General features: G+C 73.5%; 24 protein-coding genes and 1 pseudogene. 8 read left to right on the top strand and 17 right to left on the bottom strand.

What is annotated here, in order from left to right; genetic code table 11:
• Window positions 1–50 precede the first annotated feature (50 nt).
• A complete protein-coding gene (locus ABZS42_RS21420; protein ID WP_355147842.1) occupies window positions 51–380 on the bottom strand; it encodes an MGMT family protein in 330 nt (109 codons plus the stop codon).
• Between the two features lie 62 nt (window positions 381–442).
• Between ABZS42_RS21420 and proB the strand changes: the two genes are divergently transcribed.
• Together proB and ABZS42_RS21410 are read left to right on the top strand one after the other, a co-directional pair.
• Complete coding sequence (proB, locus tag ABZS42_RS21415; RefSeq protein ID WP_355147840.1) at window positions 443–1552, top strand: glutamate 5-kinase; 1110 nt, start codon at window positions 443–445, stop codon at window positions 1550–1552.
• Between the two features lie 74 nt (window positions 1553–1626).
• The gene (locus ABZS42_RS21410) at window positions 1627–2871 is read left to right on the top strand and encodes a glutamate-5-semialdehyde dehydrogenase (protein WP_355147838.1); all 1245 of its coding nucleotides are present in this window, start codon (window positions 1627–1629) and stop codon (window positions 2869–2871) included.
• A 46-nt stretch (window positions 2872–2917) separates the two neighbouring features.
• On the opposite strand, the gene ABZS42_RS21405 is transcribed toward ABZS42_RS21410, so the two are convergent.
• The 6 genes from ABZS42_RS21405 to ABZS42_RS21380 all read right to left on the bottom strand — a co-directional run bounded on the left by ABZS42_RS21405 (window position 2918) and on the right by ABZS42_RS21380 (window position 11349).
• On the bottom strand, window positions 2918–3793 hold the full coding sequence (locus ABZS42_RS21405) for a prenyltransferase/squalene oxidase repeat-containing protein (RefSeq protein ID WP_355147836.1): 876 nt from the start codon (window positions 3791–3793) through the stop codon (window positions 2918–2920).
• A 91-nt stretch (window positions 3794–3884) separates the two neighbouring features.
• On the bottom strand, window positions 3885–5066 hold the full coding sequence (moeZ, locus tag ABZS42_RS21400) for an adenylyltransferase/sulfurtransferase MoeZ (protein WP_355147834.1): 1182 nt from the start codon (window positions 5064–5066) through the stop codon (window positions 3885–3887).
• Window positions 5067–5237: 171 nt separating this feature from the next.
• A complete protein-coding gene (locus ABZS42_RS21395) occupies window positions 5238–6059 on the bottom strand; it encodes a DUF3152 domain-containing protein (RefSeq protein WP_355147832.1) in 822 nt (273 codons plus the stop codon).
• 143 nt (window positions 6060–6202) lie between these two features.
• A complete protein-coding gene (locus ABZS42_RS21390) occupies window positions 6203–6997 on the bottom strand; it encodes a DUF3152 domain-containing protein (protein ID WP_355147830.1) in 795 nt (264 codons plus the stop codon).
• 191 nt (window positions 6998–7188) lie between these two features.
• Entirely contained in the window at window positions 7189–8163 is a 975-nt protein-coding gene (locus ABZS42_RS21385; RefSeq protein WP_355147828.1) for an alpha/beta hydrolase, read from the bottom strand.
• Window positions 8164–8232: 69 nt separating this feature from the next.
• Window positions 8233–11349, bottom strand: a complete 3117-nt coding sequence (locus tag ABZS42_RS21380) for a hypothetical protein (RefSeq protein WP_355147826.1) — start codon at window positions 11347–11349, stop codon at window positions 8233–8235.
• Window positions 11350–11496: 147 nt separating this feature from the next.
• On the opposite strand from ABZS42_RS21380, the gene ABZS42_RS21375 reads away from it, so the two are divergent.
• Window positions 11497–12135, top strand: a complete 639-nt coding sequence (locus ABZS42_RS21375) for a TetR/AcrR family transcriptional regulator (protein ID WP_355147824.1) — start codon at window positions 11497–11499, stop codon at window positions 12133–12135.
• A gap of 122 nt (window positions 12136–12257) precedes the next feature.
• On the top strand, window positions 12258–12485 hold the full coding sequence (locus ABZS42_RS21370; RefSeq protein ID WP_076466726.1) for a DUF3107 domain-containing protein: 228 nt from the start codon (window positions 12258–12260) through the stop codon (window positions 12483–12485).
• Between the two features lie 76 nt (window positions 12486–12561).
• Here the strand turns inward: ABZS42_RS21370 and ABZS42_RS21365 are convergent, their stop codons facing one another.
• Window positions 12562–12864, bottom strand: a complete 303-nt coding sequence (locus ABZS42_RS21365; RefSeq protein WP_355147822.1) for a ferritin-like fold-containing protein — start codon at window positions 12862–12864, stop codon at window positions 12562–12564.
• Between the two features lie 110 nt (window positions 12865–12974).
• Window positions 12975–13130: pseudogene (locus ABZS42_RS21360) on the bottom strand (ferritin-like fold-containing protein); the annotation flags it as partial.
• 442 nt (window positions 13131–13572) lie between these two features.
• On the opposite strand from ABZS42_RS21360, the gene ABZS42_RS21355 reads away from it, so the two are divergent.
• The 3 genes from ABZS42_RS21355 to ABZS42_RS21345 all read left to right on the top strand — a co-directional run bounded on the left by ABZS42_RS21355 (window position 13573) and on the right by ABZS42_RS21345 (window position 17490).
• The gene (locus ABZS42_RS21355; RefSeq protein ID WP_355147820.1) at window positions 13573–15213 is read left to right on the top strand and encodes a DEAD/DEAH box helicase; all 1641 of its coding nucleotides are present in this window, start codon (window positions 13573–13575) and stop codon (window positions 15211–15213) included.
• Window positions 15214–15679: 466 nt separating this feature from the next.
• Complete coding sequence (locus ABZS42_RS21350; RefSeq protein WP_355147818.1) at window positions 15680–16870, top strand: SAM-dependent methyltransferase; 1191 nt, start codon at window positions 15680–15682, stop codon at window positions 16868–16870.
• 203 nt (window positions 16871–17073) lie between these two features.
• Window positions 17074–17490 (top strand): helix-turn-helix domain-containing protein, encoded by a 417-nt coding sequence (locus tag ABZS42_RS21345; protein WP_355147816.1) that lies wholly within the window; start codon window positions 17074–17076, stop codon window positions 17488–17490.
• Between the two features lie 97 nt (window positions 17491–17587).
• On the opposite strand, the gene ABZS42_RS21340 is transcribed toward ABZS42_RS21345, so the two are convergent.
• The 3 genes from ABZS42_RS21340 to ABZS42_RS21330 form a co-directional block, all read right to left on the bottom strand.
• Entirely contained in the window at window positions 17588–18520 is a 933-nt protein-coding gene (locus tag ABZS42_RS21340; RefSeq protein WP_355147814.1) for a hypothetical protein, read from the bottom strand.
• Window positions 18513–18740: a heavy metal-associated domain-containing protein gene (locus ABZS42_RS21335; RefSeq protein WP_355147812.1), complete on the bottom strand. Its 228-nt coding sequence runs from the start codon at window positions 18738–18740 to the stop codon at window positions 18513–18515. The genes ABZS42_RS21340 and ABZS42_RS21335 overlap by 8 nt, the downstream gene beginning before the upstream one ends.
• A gap of 114 nt (window positions 18741–18854) precedes the next feature.
• Complete coding sequence (locus tag ABZS42_RS21330; RefSeq protein ID WP_355147810.1) at window positions 18855–21080, bottom strand: DEAD/DEAH box helicase; 2226 nt, start codon at window positions 21078–21080, stop codon at window positions 18855–18857.
• 172 nt (window positions 21081–21252) lie between these two features.
• On the opposite strand from ABZS42_RS21330, the gene ABZS42_RS21325 reads away from it, so the two are divergent.
• Window positions 21253–21459 (top strand): hypothetical protein, encoded by a 207-nt coding sequence (locus ABZS42_RS21325; RefSeq protein WP_355147808.1) that lies wholly within the window; start codon window positions 21253–21255, stop codon window positions 21457–21459.
• Window positions 21460–21531: 72 nt separating this feature from the next.
• On the opposite strand, the gene ABZS42_RS21320 is transcribed toward ABZS42_RS21325, so the two are convergent.
• The 5 genes from ABZS42_RS21320 to ABZS42_RS21300 all read right to left on the bottom strand — a co-directional run bounded on the left by ABZS42_RS21320 (window position 21532) and on the right by ABZS42_RS21300 (window position 25892).
• Entirely contained in the window at window positions 21532–22278 is a 747-nt protein-coding gene (locus ABZS42_RS21320; protein ID WP_355147890.1) for an SDR family oxidoreductase, read from the bottom strand.
• Window positions 22279–22355: 77 nt separating this feature from the next.
• Window positions 22356–23489, bottom strand: a complete 1134-nt coding sequence (locus tag ABZS42_RS21315; protein WP_355147806.1) for a branched-chain amino acid ABC transporter permease — start codon at window positions 23487–23489, stop codon at window positions 22356–22358.
• The gene (locus tag ABZS42_RS21310; protein WP_355147804.1) at window positions 23486–24376 is read right to left on the bottom strand and encodes a branched-chain amino acid ABC transporter permease; all 891 of its coding nucleotides are present in this window, start codon (window positions 24374–24376) and stop codon (window positions 23486–23488) included. The genes ABZS42_RS21315 and ABZS42_RS21310 overlap by 4 nt, the downstream gene beginning before the upstream one ends.
• The gene (locus ABZS42_RS21305; protein ID WP_355147802.1) at window positions 24376–25152 is read right to left on the bottom strand and encodes an ABC transporter ATP-binding protein; all 777 of its coding nucleotides are present in this window, start codon (window positions 25150–25152) and stop codon (window positions 24376–24378) included. The genes ABZS42_RS21310 and ABZS42_RS21305 overlap by 1 nt, the downstream gene beginning before the upstream one ends.
• Window positions 25149–25892, bottom strand: coding sequence for an ABC transporter ATP-binding protein (locus ABZS42_RS21300; RefSeq protein ID WP_355147800.1), 744 nt, complete (start codon window positions 25890–25892; stop codon window positions 25149–25151). Before ABZS42_RS21300 ends, ABZS42_RS21305 begins: the two co-directional genes overlap by 4 nt.

The raw sequence follows: 25892 nt of genomic DNA, 5'->3' as shown, positions 1-25892 counted from the left end.
CGCCGAATGCTACTCACATTATGGCGTCGGTCACATCCGCTCTCCGGTCGCTACGGGCCCTCGCCGGCGCCGGCCGACCCCGGCGACCAGCTGGCCGCCGTTATGTCCACCCCGACGCCGCGCAGCGGCGTCCCCTCCGCGCGCAACCGGGCCCGGGCCTCCCGCTCGTGCCCCGGCGGCAGTCGCCCCGCCGAGTTGACCACCCGATGCCAGGGCACCGCGCCGCCGTGACGAGCCATGATGTTGCCCACCAGCCGGGCCGAGGAGCGGCCGGACCGCTCCGCGAGCGCATCGGCGACCGCCCCGTACGACATCACCCGGCCCGGTGGGATCCGCTCGACCAGATCCAGCACCGCTTCGACGTACTCGTCAGGTGTCACAGCGCGCCACACTATGGGAACGCGGCGGGGCGGGGCCGCCCTGACCACGCAGAATGGTCGTTGTGCGTGAAGCGGTAACGGCGGCCCGACGGGTCGTCGTCAAGATCGGGTCTTCCTCGTTGACCACCGCGACCGGCGGCCTGGCCGGTGAGCGGGTCGACGCGCTGGTCGACGCCCTCGGGGCGCTCGCGGCCGACGGCCGGGAGGTCGTGCTGGTCTCGTCCGGCGCGATCGCGGCCGGCCTGGCCCCGCTGGGGCTGTCCCGCCGCCCGCGCGACCTGGCCACCCAGCAGGCCGCGGCCAGCGTCGGGCAGGGTCTCCTGATCGGCCGGTACGCGGCCGGCTTCGCCCGACACCACCGGACGGTGGGGCAGGTGCTGCTCACCGTCGACGACGTCACCCGCCGGGCGCACTACCGCAACGCGTACCGGACCCTGCGCAAGCTGCTCGACCTGCGGGCGGTGCCGATCGTCAACGAGAACGACACGGTGGCCACCGAGGAGATCCGGTTCGGCGACAACGATCGGCTGGCCGCCCTGGTCGCCGCGCTCGTCCAGGCCGACCTGCTGGTGCTCCTCTCCGACGTCGACGCGCTCTGGACCGGCGACCCCCGCAAACCCGAATCCGCCCGGATCGCCGAGGTGCGCGGCGAGGAGGACCTGACGGGTGTCACGATCGGCGGCGCGGGCCGGGCCGGAGTCGGCACCGGCGGCATGGTGACGAAGGTCGAGGCCGCCCGGATCGCCACCGGATTCGGCATCCCGGTGGTGCTCACCGCCGCCCCGCTGGCCGCCCCGGCGCTGGCAGGCGAGGAGGTCGGCACCTTCTTCCATCCGCGGAGCCGGCGTCCGGCGGCACGGTTGTTCTGGCTCGCGCACGCGACCTCTCCCCGAGGCCGGCTGCACCTGGACGAGGGTGCGGTCGCCGCGGTGGTCGGGCGGCGCAAGTCGCTGCTGCCGGCCGGCATCACGGCGGTCGACGGGGCGTTCACCGCGGGAGACCCGGTGGACCTGGTGGACGCCCAGCAGACACCGGTCGCCCGGGGACTGGTCAACTACGACGCGGTGGAACTGCCCGGGCTGCTGGGCCGCTCCACTCCGGAACTCGCCGCGGCGCTCGGCCCGGCGTACGAACGCGAGGTCGTACACCGCGACGACCTGGTTCTGCTGTGAACTCGGCAGCGGGCGGATCATCGACCCAGGGCGACAGTGACTCAGGACGGCACGGAGCGAAGCGGAGTGATGGGATGAGCGTGACCGAGCAGGCTCGTCGGGCGCGGGTGGCGGCGGAGGCGCTGGCCGTCGCGACGCGTACGACAAAGGACGCCACGCTGCACGCGATGGCCGACGCGCTGGTGGCACGTACGCCCGAGATCCTCGCCGCGAACGAGGCGGACCTGGCGGCGGGGCGGGAGGCCGGGCTGAGCGCGGCCGTGTTGGACCGGCTCGCCCTCGACGAGGATCGGGTGGCCGGTATCGCCGACGCGCTGCGGCAGATGGCCGCGCTGCCCGACCCGGTGGGCGAGGTGGTACGCGGCTCGACCCTGCCCAACGGCTTGGAGCTGCGGCAGGTCCGGGTGCCGTTCGGGGTGGTCGGGATCATCTACGAGGCCCGCCCGAACGTGACAGTCGACGCCGCCGGGATCTGCCTGAAGTCGGGCAACGCGGCGCTGCTGCGGGGCTCCTCCTCCGCGGCCAACTCCAACGCGGCACTGGTCGCGGTGCTGCGCGACGCGGTCGCCGGAGCAGGATTGCCGGCCGACGCGGTGCAGTTGCTCGACGCCACCTCCCGCGACTCGGTGAAGGAGCTGATGCGTGCCCGCGGACTGGTCGACGTGCTGATCCCGCGCGGTGGCGCGTCGCTGATCCGCACCGTGGTCGAGGAGTCGACGGTCCCGGTGATCGAGACCGGGGTCGGCAACTGCCACGTGTACGTCGATGCCGCCGCGGACGTGTCGAAGGCCGTAGCGATCACCTTGAACGCGAAGACGCAGCGGCTCTCCACCTGCAACACGGCCGAGTCGCTACTCGTGCACGCGGCGGTCGCGGACACCTTCCTGCCCCCGATGCTGGCCGCGTTCGCCGAGGCGGGGGTGACCGTGCACGGCGACGAGCGGGTCGCCGCGCACTCGACCGCCGTGGTGGCGGCGACCGAGGAGGACTTCGCCACCGAGTACCTCTCCGCGGACATCTCGGTGGCCGTAGTCGACACCCTCGACGCCGCGGTCGCGCACATCAGGCGCTACGGCACCGGGCACACCGAGGCGATCGTCACCGACTCGACCACGGCGGCCCGCGAGTTCGTGGCTCGGGTGGACGCGGCTGCGGTGATGGTGAACGCCTCCACCCGGTTCACCGACGGCGGCGAGTTCGGCTTCGGCGCGGAGATCGGCATCTCCACGCAGAAGCTGCACGCTCGCGGCCCGATGGGGCTGCCGGAGCTGACCAGCACCAAGTACGTCGTGACCGGCGACGGCCACCTGCGCGGCTGACCGTCGGGCCGGCGAGAAGAACGACGGCTCGGCGGCCGCCGAGCCGTCACTGCGCGGCGGCGGCCGCCTCCGTCGTCGCGGTCGCCGCAGCGGTGGCCGGTGTGATGCAGGCGCGGACGGCCCGCAGCGTCGTGTGCACGTCGAACTGGTGGCCGTCGTCGCTGTCCCAGCCACCGTCGCTGCGTTGGGTCTCGGCGAGCCGGCGCCGGGCGGACACGAGAAGCCACTGCTCCTCGCCGATCTCGACGCGGCGGAGTGTCGCGGCGAGCCAGGCGGTGTCCGCCGGGGACAGCTGCGGGATCCGCTCGGCCAGCACCGTCTGGATCCGCGCCGACTCGTCGTACATGCCCTGGCGATGCAGCACCGCGGCGCTCAGCCAGCCGGCGGGCAGGAACGACGGCCAGCTGCCGTCGGGGCCGAGCCGATCGGCGACGGCCTGCGCGGCCGCCTGCACCACCCCGGCGTACGCCCCGCCGACCCGATGATCGAGCGGGCCGGCGGACCGGGCGTCGAGCCCGGCGACGGTCAGCCAGAAGCCCGCGTTGGCGGTGAGGTAGAGCCGGGCCTCCGGGTCACCTGGGCGGGCCCACTCCGGAGCGACGTCGGCCAGCGCCGGGTCCTCCTCCCAACCACCGTCGGCCAGCTGCCGGGTGGCGAGCCAGTCCAGCGCGTGCCGGGCCGCCGGTCGACCGAGCGCGCCCAGATCGTCCAGCTCGGCGAGGCGGAAGCAGGTGGCGTCGACCGAGCCGATCGGGCCGTCGAGGGTGGCCGGCCAGCCGCCGTCCGGCGCCTGCCCGAACTCGGCCCGCTCGATCAGCTCGACCGGCACCGGCGCTCGGGTGCGCAGCCGGGAGAGCCGGGCGCGTTCCACCGCGTCCCCGTGCGCCACCACGAACCCGATGGCGGCATCCAAATCGACCACAGCGGACACGCTACCTGCGTAAACGCGATCCCGCCTCAGAGAATCGGCCGAGGTCGGAGCGGTCACCGGCCGCCCCGACCTCGCCGGTCGGTCAGTACTCGGGCAGCGACGGATCGATCTGCTTGATCCAGGAGAGCACGCCGCCCTGGACGTGCACCGCGTCCCGGAATCCGGCGGCCTTGAGCGCGGCGAGCGCCTCGGCCGAGCGGACGCCGGACTTGCAGTGCAGCACGATCTGCCGGTCCTGCGGGAGGCGCGAGAGCGCCTCGCCGGAGATGATCTCGCCCTTGGGGATCAGCGTCGCGCCGGGGATGCGGACGATCTCGTACTCGGCCGGCTCCCGGACGTCGACCAGGAAGACGTCCTTGCCGGCGTCCTGCCACTCCTTGAGCTCCAGCGCGGTGATGGTCGAGTCGACCACCGCCTCCTGGGCCTCCTCCGACACGGCGCCGCAGAAGTCCTCGTAGTCCTCCAGCAGGTCGGTGACGGTCGGGTTCTCCCCGCAGAGCACACAGTTCGGATCCTTGCGGACCTTGATCTTGCGGTACGACATCTCCAGGGCGTCGTAGACCATCAGACCGCCGACCAGCGGCTCACCGATGCCGGCGAGCAGTTTGATCGCCTCGTTGACCTGGATCGAACCGATCGACGCGCAGAGCACACCCAGCACGCCGCCCTCCGCGCAGGAGGGCACCATGCCGGGCGGCGGGGGCTCTGGGTAGAGGCAGCGGTAGCAGGGGCCGTGTTCGGCCCAGAAGACCGACGCCTGGCCGTCGAAGCGGTAGATCGAGCCCCAGACGTACGGCTTGCCGAGCAGCACCGCCGCGTCGTTGACCATGTAGCGGGTGGCGAAGTTGTCGGTGCCGTCGACGATCAGGTCGTACTGGGAGAAGATCTCCCGGACGTTCTCCCGGTCGAGCGCGGTGTTGTGGATCTCCACCTTGACCAGCGGGTTGATCTCACGGATGCTCGCCGCGGCCGACTCGGCCTTGGACCGGCCGACGTCGGAGACGCCGTGGATGATCTGGCGCTGGAGGTTGGATTCGTCGACGGTGTCGAAGTCGATGATGCCCAGCGTGCCGACGCCGGCGGCGGCGAGGTACATGAGGGCCGGTGAGCCCAGCCCGCCCGCGCCCACGCAGAGCACTCGGGCATTCTTCAACCGCTTCTGCCCCTCGACGCCGACGTCGGGGATGATCAGGTGGCGCGAGTAGCGGCGGATCTCGTCAACGGTCAGCTCGGCGGCGGGCTCGACGAGCGGGGGCAACGACACGATGGACTCCCCGGGATCGGCGGTGCGAACCCGGCCATTGTCACTCGGCAACGGACGTGTCGGCCATGAGGGGGGACACGCCGCCCGTCATTCGGGAGGGGAATAACGCAGTGGATCATCGTGCCCCGCCGGCGATGGGTGGTTTGCCGGGCTCCGCCACCCGGGCGTCGGCTACGGAACGATCTCGCCCTCGTACCGGAGACCGCCGAGGTACGGCCAGGCGTTGGCGAGGCAGCCCTCCAGCCCGTACGTCTGCTGCTGCATGACCGGAGCCGGGCTGCCCGGCTCGGGGCAGGACTCGTGCAGCTCGCCGAACTCGTGCCCGACCTCGTGGTTGATCACGTACGTGCGGTAGACGGACAGCGGGGCACCGTAGTCGGGCACCGCCTCCATCCATCGGGCCAGGTTGATGATGACCTGCCCGGGCAGGCGGCAGGAGGTGTACGCCTCGGTGCTCAACCCACCCTCGGCGCACATCTGTTCCGAGGTGACCGGGGTGGCGAGGTAGACGGTGAAGTCGGCCTCCACCGCCTCCGCCACCCGCTGCACCCGCAGTTCGCCCGAGGCGATCCAACTGCGCGGGTCGGCGAGTGTCTCGTCCACGCTCGCCGCGAACGCGTCGGCGTCCTGGCCGCTGCCCTCTTCCACCGCGACGTGGTAGCGGCGCACCGGGCCACCCTCGCCCCGCACCGGCGTGCCACCGGTGGCGGTGACGAACCGACCTGCGCCGTACGAGGGCACGACGTGCGGAACCTCGCGTGGCGCCTCGTGTGCCCCGACCCCGCCCTTCTGCGGCAGCGGTTCCGCCACAGGCGAGGGCGCCGGCGGCGTACCGGCGCGGGTCACGGCGACGGCGGCGGCGGCCGCGAGGAGCAGCACCACCCCGAGCAGGATGCTGCGGCGGCGCCGCCGGTACATCCGCAGGAGCGCCGCGCGCCGCGGGCTCTCCGGCCGTCGAGACGGAGCAGGCGGGTAGTAGGAGGACGCGGTCATGCCTTCAGGGTGCCAGATCAATCCCCCATTACATGACGTTCAAGGCTAATGCCACCTCGGATCGGTTATCGGGTCAAGTCGGCAAAATACACGAAGCGCACGATTCAGGAAGAAGAGACGCAACTCGCCCCCGATGTGAGGCGTCAGAGCGGCGGCCCGGCGTACCGGCGGCCGCCGCGATACGGCCACGGGTTGGCGAGGCACCCCTTGAGGGCGAGAGTCTGCTGCATCATCACCGGCGCCGCCCTGCCCTTGCCGGGACAGCGCTCATGGCGATTGCCCAGTTGGTGCCCCACCTCATGGTTGATCACATACAGCCGGTAGACCGACAACGGCACCTTCGCCGCCACGAAATGCGCAACGGAGAGCCGCCACCGGTCGAGGTTGATGACGACCTTCCCCGGCGCCCGGCACGAGGTGTACGGACGACCGCCGACCCGGATGTCCACCCCGCCCCGCGCGCACATCCGCGCAGCCGTACGGGCCGTCGCCAGGTACACGGTGAAGTCGGCATCCGCCTTGCCGGCCACCTGCCGCAGCCGCAGCCGGCCGCTGTCCACCCAACTGCCCGGGCCGGTGAGCGCGACCTGCACCGCCCGAGCGAACTCGCCCGGGTCCTCCCCGCTCCCCGACTCGACCGCGACCCGGTAGCGCTGCACCCGGCCGGCCTCACCAAGGATCGGCCCGGTGCGATCGACGTGGCCGAACCGGCCGGTGCCGGCCGAGGGCACGGGCCCCGGCAGCCGGAACACCGCAGACGCCGAGGTGGACGGCGACGGAGTCGCCGGAGACGAACCGAGCAACGGCAGCGGCGCTGCGGCAAGAGGCAGCGTCGCCACGTCGGCCGGTGCCGGCCGGGAATCGCCACCCTGATGCCGCACGATCACGGTGACCGCCGCCCCGATCGCGAGCAGCACCACCGACAGCTGGGCGATCATCTGGAACCGGCGGCCGCGGAGCTGCTTCGCGACCCCGCGCCGGCCGCGGGCGCCGTTCGCGCCACTCGGCGGACCAGATACCGCTTCGCCGTCCGCCGGGCCCGGCGCGGACCCCGGCGAATCGGCCGGGCATCGACCGGCCGAGACCATCGGGTCACCGGCAGAGCGGGGCGCGGAGCTGGGCATCCGGCTCAGCGTGCCAGATCGTGACGCTCTGCACCCTCCCCCGTTTCGGTGAGTAGTCCCAGCACCGCCCGGGCGACCAGCCGGGGTGCCTCGATCTGCGCCACATGCCCCACCCGGCCCAACATCAGCAGCCGGCTGTCCGGGATGACCTGGGCCGCCTGCGGGGCGACGCGGACGTCCACCAGCCGGTCACGCCCGCCCCCGACGACCAGGGTGGGCGCCCGCACCGACCGGGCCAGCCGCCAGAGCGAACCCGGCCCGGGCAGGTACGACCGCAGAAAGCTGGAGACGAGCCCGCGGAACGTCCGGACGTACGCGGCCGCGTAGTGCTCGGCCTGATAGCGCAGCCGGATCTCCTCCAGCGCCTCCCGCCGGCGTTGCTCGCAGATCCGGCTGAGGTCGGCCACACAATCCTCCAGCAACCGCTCGACCATCGCCTCCGGCGCCAGCTCGGTCAGCCGCCGCGCCGCCATCCGCTCCGCCTGGGGCAGGGCGAGCAGCGGCAACAGCCGACCCTGCAACGAGCGCCGGAAGTTGAGGAAGGGCAGCGCCGGCGAGATCAGGGTCAGCGTGCGTACCAGGTCGGGACGGAGCGCGGCGACCTGCACGGCGATCGCCCCACCGAGCGAGTTCCCGAAGAGATGCACGGCCCCCCGGTCGGAATGCTCGATGTACCGGATCAGCCGCTCGGCGAACGCCGGCACCGTGTAACGGTGGCCGGGCTCGCTGCGTCCGAAGCCGGGCAGGTCGATCGCCTGGCCGGCCATCCGGACGGCGAGCAGGCCGGCCAGGTCGGTCCAGTTCTGCGAAGAGCCGCCCAGGCCGTGCACGTACAGGGCCGGCTGAGCACCCGGGACGGCGGCCGGAGTGTCCCGGACGTAGCTGACCATGCCGTCGAGCCGGACCTCCCGGCCCGGCCACGGTGGCGGAACCCCGTGCTCCGGGAGCAGGTGCTCCGGGCAGAGGGTGGCGCGCTTCACCGCCTCAGTCTGCCTCCGTCAACCACACGGCGGCAGCGCGTCGCCGGGAAAGGACGGCTCGGCGGGCGGTCAGCTGAGCAGGGCCTCCAGCCGACGGTTCACCGCGGCCAGGGTGGCCCGTACCACCGCCTGTCGCGGATCACCCGCGACGAGCGCCGACCCGGCCAGTTGCTCGACCCAGCCATCACAGACCAGCAGCACCACCACGGTGGCCACCTCGCAGTTCCCGAACGGCACGACCGCGACATGCTCGACGAAGCAGCGCCCGCCCTCGGAGTGGACCGGGCGACGCAGCAACTCGTCCACCGCCGACGCGGCCGCCACCGCGCAGAGCCGCAGGACGTAGCCGTCGACGGCGGGGCCGGTGGCGTAGCCGGAGGCCGTCTCGCCGGCGGCGATGAGGCGTACCTCCACATTGGCGTCGAGGCCGAACGTGCTCACCTGGACGTGATCGATCACCACGCGGGGGCCGGGACGTCCGCCGGTGTCCAGGGGTCGCGACGGCGCGCTCTCCGTGGTCGTCAACTGCGCGCCGGAGTACGAGGCGCCGAGGTTCACCGGACTCCCGATGGCCGCGCCGGGCACCGCCTCGTCCACCGTCGCCCGACCGCGCGGTGGAGCGGACGGGCGGCGCCGGCGCAGCGGCTCCGGTTCGGTGCGCGGAGCGCGGCCGGCCGCCTCGCCGGGCGCCCGTCCGTCGGCTTCGGCGGGCCGGCCCTCGCGGACCTCCCGACCGGCATCGGCAGACCGGGCGGCCTCCGGGGCGCGTGCCGCACCGGCGGGACGAGCAGGCTCCGGGGCGCGTCCGGCGTTTCGGCGGCGAACCGGCGCCGGGGGCGCGGCCGGCAGACCGGGCAGGTTCTGCGGGGCGGCGGCGAGCCCCATCCGCTCCTGCAGCAGACGGGCGACCTGCCGGCTCACGTCGGCCGGGTCGGCGCCGTCGGCCAGGTCGAGGCGGAGGCTGTGCGCACCCGCCGGAGTACGCCGCAGCGACGCGTCACGGACGCCCGCGACCTCCCGTACCGCGCCGAGGATCGCATTGACGTCGAACCCTTCGGGCCGCTCCTGCGGCGGCGCGGGCTCGTCGTCACGACGCAGGTGGGTGGCGATGCGAGCGAGTTGCGGCGTTTCGGCGGGTGGCTCCACGGCTGGCGGCTCCGGCACGACGGGCACGTCCGGTTCGGCTGGGACGCGCTGCGGCAGCACCGCCGACGCCGGGTCCGGCTGCCGGCCGACGGACTGGTCTTCCGTCGGTGCCGGCTCGGGCGCGGATCGACGGGCCGCGTATCCAGGCGCGCTCGCCGCGGCGGCGGGGTGGTCGTGGCGATCGGCTCCGCTCGTGGCGGAGGCGGGCGCGGGACCCGTCCGGGTCTCTGCATCACGGGTCACGCCCGGCGTCGGGTCAGGGTCGTGGCGGCCGGTAGTCGTTGCTGGGGTGGCCGCCTCCGACGCCGTCCGGTTCGCCGCATCCGCACTGGCCGGACGGCGACGGAAGGCCTCGGCGGCGCGGCGCGGCGTCGGCTCCGGGCGGTCGGCCTGGTTCGGTTCGCGTACGACCGGCGGCGCGGTCGTCGGGCGGCTGGCCGCCCAGGACGGCCGCTCGGCCGGGGACACCCCCGATCCGCCTGCCCAGGCGGGCCGTCCGCGGACGCCGGCCGGGGTGCCGGCGGGGCCCACCGGCGGCACGCTCGTCGGCTCGGCCCCGGCCTCCCAGGACTGGCGCTCGGACGCCACCGCGGGACCGGGCGACTCGGACCCGGGCAACGACCGCTCGACAGCCCAGGCCGGGCGCTCGGGTCCCACCGCGAGACCGGACGACTCGGACCCGGGCAACGACCGCTCGGCAGCCCAGGCGGGCCGGTCCACCGGCGGCGGGCCCGGCTCCGACGGCGCCTCGGCCGGCGCGAACGGGGTACGCCCCCCGGCCCAGGCCGGCGGATTCACCGGGCTCGGCTCGGGCTCGGCACGGGTCGTCTCGTACGGGCCGCTTGGCTCGGCGCGGACCGGCTCGTACGGCTGGTGTGGCTCGCCCGCCCAGGCCGGCCTGCTCTCCTCGCGGGCCCGGCGCCCGGCCGGCTCTTCGGCCTCGTGGGCCCGACGTCCGGCGAGGTCTTCGGCCTCGCGGACCCGACGTCCGGCGAGGTCTTCGGCCTCGCGCGCCCGGCGCCCGGTCGGCTCGTCGGCGTCCCGCTCCTGGCGCGGAGCCGGCTCGTGGGCCTCGCGATCCTGTCCGGCCGGCGGATCGGTTTCGTGCGGGTGGCGACCGGCCGGTTCGCCGGTCTCGGCCGGCCGGCGGGCCGACGGCGCCTCCCCGGCCCGGTGGCCGGAGACGTCGTCGCTCTCCCGCCCCTGCCGGGTCTGCTCCTCGCCGGATCTCGACCACGCCGGAGCCCAGGCCGAACCCCAGCTCGGCCGGTTCCAACTCGGACCGGACCAGTCGGGCTCGCCGGCCGGCGACTCGGTGGGCGGCCACGACTGTGCCGGGCCCTGCTCACCGGCCGACGGATACGCCTCGGGCCAGCCGTGCTGCTCGGCCGGGGGCTGGCCCTCGACCGCGGACGGGGCGGCGGTGGGCGCCTGGAAACCCGGTGGCACCTCGAACCCCGACGGCGCCGTGCCGACCGGCGGGATCTGGACGGCGGGCGGTGCCGACGTCGGCAACCCCGGCTCGGTCCAGCGTGGCCGGGTGCCCGGCGGCTCCTCGGACACGTGCCGGGCGGGGCCTGGCTCCGGCTCGTTCGGGCCGTACGTCTGCTCCGCCGCTGGGGCGGGTCGCTGGGCGGGCACCACCAGGCGTTCGCTGCCAGGATCGCGTCGTTCGTCGGTTCCGGTGCCGGGTGGGGCGCTGACCTGAGCGGGCCGGCCCACTGATGCTTCGTCGGCCGCGTAGGTCACCCCGTTGGCGTGGTGCCCGTTCACTCGGCTCGGGGGCTCGGCGTCACCGGACAGACCGGCCACCGGTGCCGGCAGATCACCGTGCCGGGGCGAGGAGCTGGCCCAGCGGGAGGACGGGTCGGGCGCCCAGCGCGCCGCCGGTTCGCCGGACGGGCCGGGATCACCGGCGGGGTACCAAGCGGCCGCCGGGGGCGCCCATCCGCCGGCGGAGCGGGAAGGATCGTCCTGCTGGCCCGTCCCGTCACCGTGTTCTCCCGGGGTGGCGGCACCGGGTTGCCCTGCTTCACTCACCGCGCGCTCCTTGGTCGCCCCCGCTGAGGCTACCGTGTGGTGACAGTGGCGATAAGTTACAGCGGCGGGCCAATTCCGCGACGGGCGATCGAGCCCGACCGGTTCGGGTAATGCTGCCGGCTCGTACGAAGAAACTCGGAGGTTCCCATGACCGCTGTGGGGAACGGTGCGCAGACCGCTGGCCGGCCCACCCGGCTGCCGCGCTCCGCGCGTCGTAAGCAGCTGCTCGCCGCCGCCCAGGAGGTGTTCGTCGCCCAGGGCTACCACGCAGCCGCGATGGACGACATCGCCGAGCGGGCAGGAGTCTCCAAGCCGGTGCTCTACCAGCACTTCCCCGGCAAGATGGAGCTGTACCTGGCGCTGCTCGACACGCACTGCGACGCGATCGTCGCCAAGGTGCAGGAGGCGATGCGGGGCACCGACGACAACAAGGAACGGGTAGGCGCCTCCGTACGCGCGTACTTCGACTTCGTCGACCACGAGAGCGAGGCGTTCCGGCTGGTCTTCGAGTCGGACCTGCGTAACGACCCGGCCGTGCGGCAGCGCGTCGAGCGGGTCGAGCAGGGCTGCATCGCGGCGATCACCGACACGATCATCTCCGACACCGGGGTGAGCCGTGCGCATGCCGAACTGCTCGCGTCCGGCCTGGTCGGCGCTGCCGAGACCGCGGCGCAGTTCTGGCTGGCCGGCGGGCGGCAGGTGCCGAAGGCGGAGGCCGAGGCGTTGGTGGCCGCCCTCTCCTGGCGGGGCATCGCCAGCTTCCCGCTCAAGGACGAGTCGGCCTGAGCGGTTCCGGAGCGTGCGGACCCATCCGGCGTTACCCGGCAAGGTGAGTCAGCCTGACCGTCACGGCCGAGATCGGATAGCCTTCCCACGGCGGCTCTTTCGCCCCAGTTGAGGAGGCACGTGTGGAGGTCAAGATCGGCGTGCAGTACGCGCCGCGCGAGCTGGTTCTGGAGAGCGCGCAGGCGCCGGCCGAGATCGAGCAGATCGTGACCGACGCCATCGCCAAGAACTCCGGCACGCTGTCCCTGACCGACGAGAAGGGCCGGCGCGTGATCGTGCCGGTCGACAAGGTCGCCTACGTCGAAATCGCCGAGGCGTCCCCCCGAGCGGTCGGGTTCACCGTCCGATAGGCGCACATGGCGTCCGTGGCAGCTCGCCCGTCGCGGACACCGGAACCGTGAGCCCCGGGCCGTCCTGGCCCGGGGCTCAGTTGTTCAGACCGGCGGCGGTCATCCGCTCGGTGTGCGCGGCGGTCAGTTGCCGGAAGAGCGTTTCGACATCCGCCCACTCCCCCTGTGCGATCAGCGTGGTGAGCGCCCCTCGATCGGCGGCGGCGACCCGACTGGCCTGGGAGAGCGCCTCGCCCACCAACCGCCGGGCCCACATCGAGAGCCGGTGCGCCACCCGCGGGTCGGCGTCGATCGCGATCCGGATCTCCGCGGCGGCGAACTCGGCGTACCGGGAGTCGTGCAGCACGTCGAGCACGAGTTGCCGGTCCGCCCCGTCCAACGCGGCGGCGATCCGCCGGATGAAGTCGTCGGTGATCGCGTCGCCGACGTCGCCTTGGTCACCGCCTCCGCCCAGTCCCGCGGCTCGGTCGAATCGTGGTACGCCTGCAACGCCGCCACGTACGGCGCCATCGCCTCCTGCGGTGCCACGCCCAGCGCCGTGATCCGTGCGGCGAGACGGCGGCAGTTGGCGATCTCCGCGGCGGCCATCTCGCCCAACGCAGCCCGGCGACGCAGGTCGGGAGCGAGCCGGGCGTCGCCGGCCATCCGCTCGAAGGCGAGCAGCTCGCCGAGGGCGACCAGGCCGAGCAGGTCGGCGACGGTCGAGCCGGGGGTGCTCGGGGCGGACACGAGCGCAGGTTACCGCTCGGGGCACCGGTGCGCGGCCCCGTGACGGCACGACGGAGACTCCCTCGACGGCAACGACTCGCCCGGAATGTGGACGCACGGCGGATCACGGCGTGTGAGCTACAACACAGATCACCCACCCGGTGGATCACCCCCGACTCGGAATCAGGACGTCACCCTGCCGGTTCAGGTAGTATGGAACAGTTGCCGCGGGCGCCGATCTGATCTGAATCAGGCCCCCGGTGCGCGTGCGGCCCGGTCCGGCTCGGCGAAATGCCCCCGACCGTGTGGCCCGCGCCAGACCGAACGCGCCCTGCGGAGATGACGGGGCGCACCCACGAGAGGGCACCCCCACATCCAGATGAGCGAATTGACGCAGGACAACATCGGGGGCCAGATCCCGGCCCCCACCACACCGGCACGACCGGAAGCACCGACCTTCGCCGAGCTGGGCGCGCGTCAGGAGACCGTCGACGCGCTGGCCGGAGCCGGCATCACCCACGCCTTCGCCATTCAGCAGTACGCGCTGCCGATCGCGATTCGTGGCACCGATCTGATCGGCCAGGCCCCCACCGGCACCGGCAAGACCCTCGGCTTCGGCGTCCCGCTGCTCGAGCGGGTCTTCGCACCCGGCGAGGGCGGCGACGGCACGCCGCAGGCGCTGGTCGTCGTCCCCACCCGCGAACTGGGTCTCCAGGTCGCCAAGGACCTCGCCACCGCGGGCAGCACCCGGGGCGTCCGGGTCCTGCCGATCTACGGCGGCGTGGCGTACGAGCCGCAGGTCGAGGCGCTGCGCAAGGGCGTCGAGATCCTCGTCGGCACGCCGGGCCGCCTGCTCGACCTGGCCAAGCAGAAGCAGCTGCGACTGGACCGGGTACGCGCGCTGGTGCTCGACGAGGCCGACCGGATGCTCGACCTCGGCTTCCTCGACGACGTCGAGAAGATCCTGGCGATGCTCCCCGACGACCGGCAGACCATGCTCTTCTCGGCCACCATGCCGGATCCGATCGTCACGCTCTCCCGGCGCTTCCTGCGCCACCCGGTGACCATCCACGCCGGTCACACCGCCGAGACCGGGCCGTCGCCGCAGACCGAGCAACTGGTCTACCGCACCCACTCGCTCAACAAGGTCGAGATCGTGGCGCGGATCCTCCAGGCGGAGGGGCGCGGGCTGACGATAATCTTCACGCGCACCAAGCGCGCCGCCGATCGGGTCGCCGAGGACCTCGACTTCCGCGGCTTCGCGGTGGCCGCCGTGCACGGTGACCTCGGGCAGGGCGCGCGCGAGCGGGCACTGCGGGCGTTCCGGGCCGGCAAGATCGACACTCTGGTCGCCACCGACGTGGCCGCCCGGGGCATCGACGTCAGCGGTGTCACCCATGTCATCAACTACGACTGCCCCGAGGACCAGGACACGTACACCCACCGGATCGGTCGTACCGGCCGGGCCGGGGCCAGCGGTGTCGCGGTGACCTTCGTCGACTGGGACGACATGCCGCGCTGGCGGATCATCGACAAGACGCTCGGGCTCGACATGCCGGAGCCGCCGGAGACGTACCACACGTCACCGCACCTCTACACCGACCTGCACATCTCGTCGGAGGTGAGCGGCACGCTGCCGACCGCCGAGCGGACCCGGGCCGGGCTCTCGGCCGAGGTCGAGGAGGACCTCGGCGGTGGCCGCCGACGCGGTGAGGGCCGTGGCCAACGGGCCGGGGGCCGCCGCCGAGGGCGCGACGGGTCGGCAGCCACGCCGGACGCCGCACCGACCGAGGACGCCGCCGAGGAGGGCACCCGTACTCCGCGCCGCCGGCGTCGCCGCCGGGCCGGCGAGGTCGTCGCGGGCGAGGCGAGCACCGGGGCCGCTGCGGGCGGCAACGCCGAGCCGACGGCGGCGAGCGCTGACGGCGACGGCGGATCGACACCGAAGCCGCGGCGCCGTCGCCGCCGCAGTGGCGGTGGCAGCGCTCCCGCCGAGGCAGCCGCCACGACCGCCGACTGAGCCACACGAAACGCGCCGAGGTCCCCCGCCCACACCCGGGTCGGGGGACCTCCCGTCTCCACGCCCCACACCCCACGCCCCACACCCCACACCCCACGCCCCACACCAAGATCGTGCTGTTTCCTGGATCGAGTGGTATCCGGGCACGCTTTAGGCCACTGGATCCAGGATCGAGCGCGATCTTGCAGCAGGGGGCCGCCGACGTGGGCTCGCCGCCCGCGTCAGAAACGGGGACGGGGACGCAGACAGGGACGCAGGCAGGGACGGGGACGCAGACAGGGACGCAGGCAGGGACGGGGACGCAGACAGTGACGCAGACAGGGACAGGCACGCGCGGACACGCACGCGGATCGGGGCGAGGGGCAGGGACGGGGAACGATCTTGCGGTGCGGGCGGCCAGCGAGGGCGCGGTCGTGCGGCCGGGGTGAGTGGAAGGGGTCGCTGGTGGCCGAGAGAGGATGGGGAGATGCCTGAACCGTTGGACGTCGCGCTGCGTGAAGTCCGGGAGCTGCTGCTCGATCCCGCGCTGACCAGGGCGGTCGCCGCCGGGCGTCGCCGGGGCCAGCGACCCGCGGTGGTACGGGCGGAGCTGCGCCCGGTGACCCTCAAGGCGGGCCCGCGGTTGCAGATCGCCACCTCCGACGGGGCGCGCCCGTACACCCGGAACGTCGCGCCCGGCACGGAGGCCGCCGAGGCGGTCGACGCGCTGCTCGCCGAGCCGTTCGGCAACTGGCATGTGGAGACGGCCGGCACGACGGTCCAGCTGCGCGTGACAAAGTCCGGCGAGGCGCAGGTGCACCGGGCCGCGGCGAGCCGACCGGCCGTGACCCCGGACGGGCACGACCGCGAGAAGGAGTACCTGCTCGACCCGGGCGACCCGATCTTCGCCGAGATCGGCGGCACCGCCGCGAAGCGTCGCCAGGTCGACGCCTTCCTCCGCGCGCTCGCGGCGACCCTGCCGGAGGAGCTGACCGGTCCGCTACGCGTGGTGGACCTCGGCTGCGGCAACGCGTACCTGACGTTCGCCGCGTACCGGTACCTGTCGGGGCGCGGGCTCGACGTGGAGCTGGTCGGGGTCGACGTCCGGGAGGACCAGCGGCGCCGGAACACCGAGCTGGCCGAGCGCCTGGGCTGGGGCGACCGAGTCCGCTTCGTGGCCGGCACGATCGCCGACGCGGTGGTCGAGCCGGCGCCGGACCTGGTACTCGCCCTGCACGCCTGCGACACCGCCACCGACGAGGCGCTGGCCCGGGCGGTGCGCTGGGACGCCCGCTGGGTGCTCGCCGCCCCGTGCTGCCACCACGACGTCGCCGCGCAGTTGCGGGCTCGACCGGCTCCGGCCCCGTACGAGCTGTTGACGCGGCAGGGCATCCTGCGTGAACGGTTCGCGGACGTGCTCACCGACGCGCTGCGAGCCGGTCTGCTCCGGCTGCACGGCTACCGTGCCGAGGTGGTTGAGTTCGTCGATTCCCGGCACACCCCGCGGAACCTGCTCATCCGCGCCCGCCGTACCGGGTCCGTACCGACCGACGAGCAGCGCCGGGACTACCGGGAACTCGTCGATCAGTGGCAGGTCGCCCCGCGGCTGGAGACCCTTCTGTCCACTGCGGACGGTCCGGGGGCGGCGCTCACGCCCGCTCAGCCCGGCCCCCGCTAGCCGGCACCGACGGGAACGGCGGTCGGTCTCGGGTCATCGGACGACAACGATCACTACCTCTGTCCGCTTTCGTCCGGATGCGCCGCACAAAAGGTCCCGTCGACGGGACCTTTTGTGCGGTCAGTCAATTGTTTCGGGCTCCTCCGGTACTACTCTCGGGTGCGAGATCCGGTGTTCCGCCTCAAGAGGGAAGACCCGCAGGGATGCGTTCCGCAGAGGTTTCACCGCAGATGGCCTTCGCCCGCTTCGTGCGACGGGCCATCGATGACGCTCGCGACGAACGGGGCTGGACGGTCACCGAGTTGGCCGCCCACACCGGCGTCGGCCGCTCCACCGTCTTCCGCTGGCTCGCCGGCGACTGGCAGGACTACCCCGAACTGGCCAAGGTCCGTGGCTTCTGCGCCGCGTTGGACCTTCCGGTCGCCGCCGCGTTCCGCGCCCTCGGCTTGCCCGACGCCAACCCGACCCCGCGTCGCCGCGGCGACGAAGGTCCGGTCGAGGCGGACGTCCGCGTGATCCTCGACCGGCTCGCCGACCCGGCCGTGCCGCTGGAGGAGAAGCACCACATCCGGGACCTGCTGCGCTACCTGGCGCGCCGCCCGATCCGCCGGGCCGGCTGAGCAATCAGGGCGACGGCGGGCCGGCTCAGGACGCCGGTCCCGAGACGCCGCTGCGACATGGCGCCGAGCCGCGTCCCGCGGTCCGCACGGGCACCCGTCACGGCACCACGACGGTGAACTCCGCGGTATGCACCGCACCCGCCACCTGGAAGTCGAGGTAGAGCCGGTACCGGCCCGGGCCGGGCGTGGTCAGCCAGAACCGTACCGTCCCGTCGACCAGCTGCGGTTCGGGATGCACGTGCAGGTAGCCGAGGTCCCCCTCGCGCAGCGCCACCAGGTGGCCGTACGCCCCGAGGTAGCGCTCCAACGTGGCGGTGGCGCCGTCGGCGGCGACCCGGAACGTCAGCGGCACGGTAGCGCCCACCTGCGGCGTGCCCTGGTAGTCGACGTTGAACCCGCCGACCGTCGTCGAGGTGGCGGCGGCCGGCAGCGGGCGCGGTTCGTAGCCGCCGGCCACGGCCAGGTCGACTCCGAGCGTCACCGCCGTCTGCGCGCCGTCGTCGGCCACGGCGGTGAAGTCGGCGTACGCCCGCCAGGTGCCCGGCTGAGGCAGGGTGAGCGGCACGGACCAGGTGCCGTCCGCCGCCATGGTCGGGTGCAGGTGTTGGAAACCGCTGAGGTCACGGCGCACCACGATGAGGTGCATCGGCTTGTCGTGCACGATCGCGAACCGGGTGACGGGTTTGCGCTGCGCGTCGCGGATCTGGAACCGGAACTGCCCCTCCCGTGCGGGAGTGAACCCGGTGACGAGCGGGGCGAACGTGTACCCGCCCGCGCTGATCGCCAGGCCACCGGCCTCGCCCTCCGCGCCCTGACCGGTCCCGGAGACACTGCCGTGGTCGTGCGGGGCGGTGCCCGGCGGGTGCGTGTGGTCGGCGGTCTCCAGGCCCACCGCGGTGGGGGCACTGCCGGCGGCCGAGTTGAGCCGGCCCAGACCGAAGCCGAGCAGGACGGCGAGCACCAGCCCGCCGACCGACAGCGCGAGCCGGAGAGTGCCGCGGTCGGGCACCGCGGAGACCTGGTCAGGCAACGCCGGAGCCCAACTCGTAGCCGGCCTCGTCGACGGCCGCCCGGACCATCTCGTCGGGCAGGGGATCGGCGCTGCTGACGGTGGCGGTGCCGGCGGCCAGATCGACCCGTACCTCACGGACCCCGGGCAGCGCCGCGAGTTCGTCGGTGACCGCCCGGACGCAGTGCTCGCAGGTCATGCCGGTGACGGCATACGTACGCGTGACAGCCTGCTGATCCATGGCGCCCACGGTACCGCTGCCCAGAAGCAGGACCGGCCGGTGTTCCGATGGCGTGGCAACCGTCCCAACTTCGCACCCGCGGGAACTTTCTCCGATGCCATCGGCCGCCGACGATCAGCCGGCGACCGCCAGGGCGAGCGGCAGCACGTCGGGGGCACCCGCTCGACGCAGCGCGCGTGCCAGCAGCGTCATGGTCCAGCCCGAGTCGACCAGGTCGTCGACGAGGAGCACCGGCCCATCCAGGCCGGCCAGCGCGGCGGCCAGGTCGTCGGGCACGGTGAAGGCCTCGTGCAGCGCGCGTACCCGCTGGGCGCTGTTGCCCCGGGCCGCGCCGGGTGGTGCGGCCGGCGGTGGCAGCTGGCCGAGCAGCGGCAGCCGGCCCACCGTGGCGATCCGCTCGGCGAGCGAGGCGACCAGCCCGGCCCGGCTGCGTGAACCCGCCGCGACCACGGCGACCGGCCGGCGCGGCCATGGGTCGTCGCCGCGCGCCCACGCCTTCAACACCTCGACCACGGCGGCGGCCACGTCGTCCGGCACCGGGACGTCAGCCGCTTCCGGGCCGACCAGCTCGCGCAGCCGACCGCCCCAGCCGAGGTCGGAGAGGCGGCCCACGGCCCGGCCCGGCAACGCCTGCTCCGCGGGAGCGATCCGCCCCTTGAGCGCTACGCCGACCGCCTCCAGCCCGGTGGGCCAGAGCTTCTTCGGCGGGACCTCCACCCCGGGCCGACCGAGGAACGTCTCCGCGGCGCTCAGCGCGGCCGGCGAAACCTCGGTGCCGAACAGCGGCTCGGCGCACCGGTCGCACCGGCCGCAGTCGGTCGCCCCGGCGTCGTCGAGGCACTCCCGCAGGTAACGCATCCGGCAGCCGGGGGTGGTCGCGTACTCCCGCATGGCCTGCTGCTCGGCGGTGCGGGCGGCGGCGACGCGTCGCAACCGGGCATCGTCGTAGACCCACGGCTCGCCGGTGGCGAGCCAACCGCCGCGAACCCGGCGGACCGCGCCGTCCACGTCGAGCACCTTGAGCATCAGCTCCAGCCGTGCCCGGCGCAGGTCGACCAGCGGCTCCAGAGCCTGGGTGGAGAGCGGCCGGTCGGTGTGCATTGCGGCCAGCACCGCCCGCACCTGCTCCTCGGGAGGGAAGGCGAGCGAGGCGAAGTAGCGCCAGATGGCCGCGTCCTCGGCGCCGGGCAGCAGCAGCACCTCGGCGTGCTCCACGGCGCGGCCGGCCCGGCCGACCTGCTGGTAGTAGGCGATCGGCGAGGGCGGCGCGCCGAGGTGCACCACGAAGCCGAGGTCGGGCTTGTCGAAGCCCATGCCCAGCGCGCTCGTCGCGATCAACGCCTTGATCTTGTTGTCCAGCAGGTCCTGCTCGGCGGCCCGGCGGTCCGCGTCGTCGGACTGCCCGGTGTACGAGGCGACCGGATAGCCCCGGGAGCGGAGGAACTCTGCGGCCTCCCCCGCCGCCGCCACCGTCAGCGTGTAGACGATGCCCGAGCCGGGCAGCCGGTCGAGGTGGTCGGCGAGCCAGGCCAGCCGGTGCGCCGGGCTGGGCAGGTCGAGGACGCCCAGGCGCAGCGACTCCCGGTCCAGGGAACCGCGAAGTACGAGGACGTCGGCCCGCTGCCCCGCCGACCCGCTCCCCGACTCGACGGTCAGCTCGGTGCCGAGCTGCTCGGCGACGTCCGCCGTCACCCGGGCGTTGGCGGTCGCGGTGGTCGCCAGCACCGGCGTGCCCGCCGGCAGGTTGCCGAGGAAGGTGCGCAACCGGCGGTAGTCCGGCCGGAAGTCGTGCCCCCAGTCCGAGACACAGTGCGCCTCGTCCACCACCAGCAGTCCCGTGGTGGCGGCCAGCTTCGGCAGCACACCGTCCCGGAAGTCCGGATTGTTCAGCCGCTCGGGGCTGATCAGCAGCACGTCCACCGCGCCCGCGTGGATCTCGGCGGTGATCTCGTCCCACTCGTCGAGGTTGGCGGAGTTGATGGTGCGGGCGCGGATTCCGGCCCGCGCCGCGGACTCCACCTGGTTACGCATGAGCGCCAGCAGGGGCGACACGATCACGGTCGGACCGACGGTCTCGCCCGAGCCGCCGCCCCCGGCCGGCGCGCCGCTCGCGGTGGCGCCCGCGGCCGCCCGGTCACGCTCGCGCAGCAGCGCGGTGGCGACGAAGTAGACCGCCGACTTGCCCCAACCGGTGCGCTGGACGCAGAGCACCCGGCGCCGGTCGACCACCAGCGCCTCGATTGCCCGCCACTGGTCCTCGCGGAGCCGGGCGTGCTCGCCGGCCAACCGCCGCAGCACCGCCTCGGCCCGCTCCCGTACCGCCGCCCGATCCTGGCTCATCCGGCATTTCTACCAGCCACCGCGGACAACACCCCATCTCGCGCCGGCCCCCAGGGCCCAGGATGCGACGTCGCCGGGCGATGTCGGGGTCGGGGTCAGGGTTCAGCGGGCCGGCGCGGGAGGCAGGAAGAGCAGCAGGTGGCGGGCGTGCTCTCGGCGGATCCGCCGTTCGTTGGGCACGGAGGCGGCCGCTCCCCCGGTCGGCCCGGACGGCAACCTCGCCTCGTTCGCCGTCAAGGTGCCGGCCGCTGACGGGCGCAAGGCGTACGAGTACCTCGTGCAGTACCGCGACTACGGCACCGCGCCGAAGGTCACGGCGCCGACGGGCAGCGTTGTGCAGGACGCGCCGGCGGCCGCGTACGAGCTGGTGAACGGCTGACCGATCACCACGGCGGGGAGGTGACGCGGCCACACGGGGGGCCGGGTCGCCTCCCCGCCGTCGTGTGCGCGGTCAGCGGCCGAGCACCGACCCGCCGTTGACGCCGAGCACCTGGCCGGTGATGTAGCCGGCCTCGGGGCTTGCGAGGTAGCGGATCGCCTCGGCGATCTCGGCCGGCTCGCCGGCCCGCCCGACCAGCGTGGCGGCGACCCGCCGGGCGTGGCCTTCCGGCGTCATCCGGTCGCCGAAGAACTCGGTGTCCGCGACGTAGCCGGGGCTGACCACGTTGGCCGTGATCTGCTCCGAGCCGAACTGCGCCGCGAGGTCGTACGCCCAGCCGTGCAGCGCCGCCTTCGCCGCCGAGTACGGCCCGGCCCCGCCGCGCTGGGCGGCGATCGAGCTGACCAGGATGACGCGGCCACCCGGTCGGCGCAACGCGGGGAGCAGCGCCTCGGTGAGCAGCACGGCGGTGGGCACGTTCGCGTCGAAGTTGGACCGCCAGAACGCGGCGGCACCGGCGAGCGTCTCGGCCTGCGGGGCCAGGTATCCGCCGGCGTTGTTGACGAGCACGTCGACCGTACGACCGTCGAGGGCCTTCACGACCCGCTCGACCTGGTCGGGGTCGGTGAGGTCGGCGGTCACCGACCGGACCGCTCCGGCCCTTTCGCACTCGGCGTCCACCCGCGCGGCCGTGGCGTCGAGCACCTCCGCCCGCCGTCCGACGATCACCACGTCGTACCCGTCCAGGGCGAACGCCCGGGCGGTCGCCGCCCCGATCCCGGTGCCGCCCCCGCGGACCACGGCCACCCGCTTGTCCACCGCGCGCTCCCTCGCCGCCAACCCCTTGTCGATCATGAAGTTATCGTCACCCCGCCCGGCGTGTCGTGACAATAACTTCATGATCGACGGGGTGAAGAGGGCAGGCGGAGGGATCGACGGAGCAGGGTCAGGCGGGACGCCAGCCCGGCCAGGCCACCGGGGAAGAAGTAGACGGCCAGGATGAAGATCGTGCCGAGCACGAAGAGCGGCTGGGAGAGCGGACGGCTCAGCACCGCGGGCAACGAGTCCACCGCATCGGAGGTGCCGAACGCGGTGAGCCGGTGATCCAGGTACATGTAGAGCACGCCGCCGAGTACCGGCCCCCAGCGGGTGCCCGGCCCACCGAGCACCACCATGACCAGCAGCGACAGGGTCAGCTCGGAGGACGTGATGTGCGGCGACGCGCCGCCGACGATCAGGCAGTAGACCACGCCCCCGGCCGCCGCGAGCCCGCCGGCCAGCGTGAACGCCACCAGCTTGTAGCGGTACGGGTCGAGGCCGAGCACGCCGATGCGCCGCTCGTCGTCGCGCAACCCGGCCAGCACCCGGCCGGTCGGTGAACCGCTCACCCGGTGCACCACGAGCACGACCAGGGCCAGGTATGCCAGCGCCAACCAGTAGAGGTTCACCGTGTTGGTCACCCCGACCAGCGCGTCGGGCAGCCCGGACACGTCCAGCGGCAGGCCCTCCTCGCCGCCGGTGAGCCCGCCGAAGTCCCGGGCCACCAGGATCGCCCCGACCTGCGCGAAGGCCAGCGTCACCATGGCGAACGCGATGCCGACCGTACGCAGCGCCACCGCACCGAGCAACGCGGCGAGGACGGTCCCGCCGGTGACCGTGAGCAGCGCGGCCTGCCAGAGCGGCAGCCCGGCCTTGGTGACCAGGACATCGGTGCCGTACACCCCGGCCGCGAAGTAGAGCGCGTGCCCGAAGGAGAGCATCCCGGTCCGGCCGAAGAGCAGGTCGTACCCGGCGGCCAGCCCGCCGAAGATCAAGCAGATGGCGAGCAGTTGCAGGGTGCCGGGCGAGTTCAGCGGCCCCTCGAAGATGCCGGGCAGTTGCAGCGTCGAGTACGGCAGGATCGCCGCGACCAGCAGCGCGACCAGCGGCAGGTACGGCCGTACCCGGTGCCACCGGCCCGGTCGCGGTTCCAGTTCGGCGGGCACCGCCGCGGGGGGCGCGGGAACCTCAGGGCTCTTCACCTCGGTCATGCCGTTGCCACCTTTCCGGCGATGCCCTGCGGGCGCAGCAGCAGCACTGCGGCGAGCAGGCCGACCACGCAGATGTCGCCGAGGCCGGATGTGCCGTAGTAGTTGACGAACTGTTGCAGCAGGCCGACCGCGACCGCCGCGTACGCGGAGCCGAGCACCGAACCCATACCGCCGATGACCACCACGATGAACGCGAAGATCAGCAGTGAGCTGCCCTGCCCGGGCGAGACGGTGCCGAAGTAGACCCCGCCGAGCGCCCCGGCCAGGGCTGCGGCCGCCCCGCCGATGGCGAAGACCAGGGTGAACGCCTTGCGCACGTCGATGCCGAGCGCGGTGACCATCTCCCGGTTCTCCACGCCGGCGCGGATCACGAGGCCGTAGCGGGTCCACTGGAGAAAGGCGAGCAGCGCGCCGAGCACTAGCACCGCGGCGATGATCAGCAGCAGGCCGCCGTTGGGCACCTGCGCGCCGAGGATCCCGGTCACCCCGCGCGTCCACTCGGGACGCGGGAACGGGCGGGCGTCGGCACCCCAGGTGGCCTGGAGCAGCGCCACGCCGGCCAGCGAGAGGCCGACGGTGACGAGCACCTGCTCGATGGTGCGCGAGTAGAGCGGGCGGATCAGCACCAGCTCGACGAGCACCGCCACCAGCGTGCCGGCGGCCACCCCGAAGGCGAGGGCGAGCAGGAAGCCGAACCCGTCCGGCCCGGCGCCGGGCAGGTTCCCCGCCGCCCACCAGGTCGCGTACGCCCCGACGCCGAGGAAGAGCCCGTGCGCGAAGTTGAGCACGTCGGCGAGTCCGAAGACCAGGGAGAGCCCCGAGGCCACCAGGAAGTACAGCGCCGCCAGGCCAAGCCCGGTCAGCGTCAGCAGGATCACGGTGCCCATCAGTGCGCGTCCTTCCCCGGCACGGCGGAAGGCTCCGGCCCGCGATGCGACTCGCCGGTGCCCACCCCCAGCAGCGACTTGGTCAGCGCCGTCTCGAGCAGCAGGTCGTGCGCGTCGCCGGTCCAGGCGACCTGGCCGGCGGCGAGCACCACGGCGTCCTTCGCGAGCCGCCGCACCACCGCGAGGTTCTGCTCGACGAGCAGCACGGGCACCGACTCGGCGACCCGTTGCAGCACCTCGGTCACCTCGGTGACCACTTTCGGCGCCAGCCCCTTGGTCGGCTCGTCGATCAGCAGCAGGCGGTTGCCGTTGAGCAGCACCCGACCAATCGCGAGCATCTGCTGCTGCCCGCCGGAGAGCGAACCGGCCCGCTGCCGCGCGCGCCGCTGCAGCTCGGGGAAGAGCGCGAAGACCTTGTCGTACGCCGGGGTGCTGCCCCGCCGTTCCGCCAGCCGCAGATTCTCCGCCACGGTCAGGCCGGCGAACACGCAACGGTCCTCCGGTACGTAGCCGAGCCCGCCACGGACCAGCCGGTAGGTGGGGCGGGCGAGCAGGCTCTGCGCTCCCATGCGGATCGTGCCGCGCACCTCACCGTTGCGCGGCGTCAGCCCGACCACCGCGCGCAGCGTGGTGGTCTTGCCGACGCCGTTGCGGCCGAGCAGCACGGTCACGCCGGTCGGCGCGACCGTGAAGGACACCCCCTGGAGGATGTGCAACCCGGCGATCCGGACCGACAGGCCGTCCACCGTGAGCACCGGCGCCGTCACGGCAGTCATAGCGACTCCCCCAGGTACGCCTCCTGGACGGTGGCGTTGGCCATCACCGTCTCCGGGGTGTCGCAGGCGAGGAGAGCACCGTGGTGCATCACGGCGATCCGGTCCGCCAGCTCCAGGATCACGTCCATGTGGTGCTCCACCATGAGCACCGACCGGCCGCTGTCCCCGGTCAGCGAGCGGATCACCGCGACCAGTTCCGGAACGTCCTCGGCGCTCACCCCGGCCATCGGCTCGTCGAGCAGCATCACCCGGGGTTCACCGGCGAGCAGCAGCGCGATCTCCAGCTTGCGCTTCTCCCCGTGCGCCAGGGTGCCGGCGAGCGCCGTACCCCGGTGGGCCAGGCCGACCCGGTCGAGCGCCGCGTCGGCGGCGGCGGCCACCTCCCGGTCGGCCGCCGCCCGCCGCCACAGCTTCATCGAGCCCCCGCGGTGCGCCTGCACGGCGAGCCGGACGTTCTCCCGCACGCTGAGCGAGCCGAACACCGACGACGCCTGGAAGGTACGCCCGAGCCCGAGCCGGGCACGGCGGTGCGGCGGAAGATCGGTGATGTCCCTGCCGTCCACCAGGACCCGACCGTCCGTGGCCCGGCGCAGGCCGGTGATCAGGTTGAACAGCGAGGTCTTGCCGGCGCCGTTCGGCCCGATGACGCCGAGGAACTCCCCGGGCGCCAGGTCGAGGTAGACGCCGTCGACGATGGCGACCTCGCCGATCCGCCAGGTCAGAGCGCGGGTGGCGAGCAT

The organism is Micromonospora sp. NPDC005367, assembly GCF_040606825.1.
Lineage (GTDB): Bacteria > Actinomycetota > Actinomycetes > Mycobacteriales > Micromonosporaceae > Micromonospora.
The sequence above is the reverse complement of the archived record's forward strand: the minus strand, read 5'-3'. Positions and strand labels throughout refer to the sequence as shown.